Genomic DNA, 580 nt, shown 5'->3' on the forward strand with positions numbered 1-580 from the left:
AAATGTAGAAGAATCAGGCTTTAAAAACTTTAATATTCTGCTTAATACCATAACTTTTAATTACAAGTCAATCTTAAACTATTTTGATAACAGAAGTACAAATGCTTCTGCCGAATCTTTCAATGCAAAAATAAAAGCTTTTAGAAGTCAATTTAGAGGAGTGAGAAATATAGATTTTTTCTTGTTCAGATTATCTAATCTTTTTGCATAATCCCCAACTTTTGCACCTGATCCAGTATAGGTTTGGGGTAATCGGCAATAGTTTTAAAATTACATTTTTATAAAATCCGTTCTTTTAAAACTACTGCAAAACAAAAAACCCCTCATCGTTAGATGAAGGGTTTTATAAAAAAAGGCAGCGACATACTCTCCCACATAACTGCAGTACCATCTGCGCAGGCGGGCTTAACTACTCTGTTCGGGATGGGAAGAGGTGAGCCCCGCCGCAATAACCACCTTAAGTCGTTACAATTGCTTTGGGCAATCATTTGCAAGTCGTAATTAACTTCGTTCTGTTCGGCTAAAGCCTCGGGTCAGAATTTCGAACTCGTAATTGCAATAATATCTTAACATACTGAGA

Annotated in this window: 1 protein-coding gene and 1 rRNA gene; one reads left to right on the forward strand and one right to left on the reverse strand. The window is 35.7% G+C overall.

The window, feature by feature from the left end; all coding sequences use genetic code 11:
• On the forward strand, positions 1 to 211 hold a 211-nt coding region (locus AC1DY0_RS19125; protein WP_477190158.1), incomplete at its 5' end, for a transposase.
• 139 nt (positions 212 to 350) lie between these two features.
• Here AC1DY0_RS19125 and rrf read toward each other — a convergent pair.
• Positions 351 to 460, reverse strand: a 5S ribosomal RNA gene (rrf, locus tag AC1DY0_RS19130).
• Between the last annotated feature and the right edge of the window lie 120 nt (positions 461 to 580).

The sequence above is a fragment of the Flavobacterium sp. P1_E4 genome, assembly GCF_056405915.1.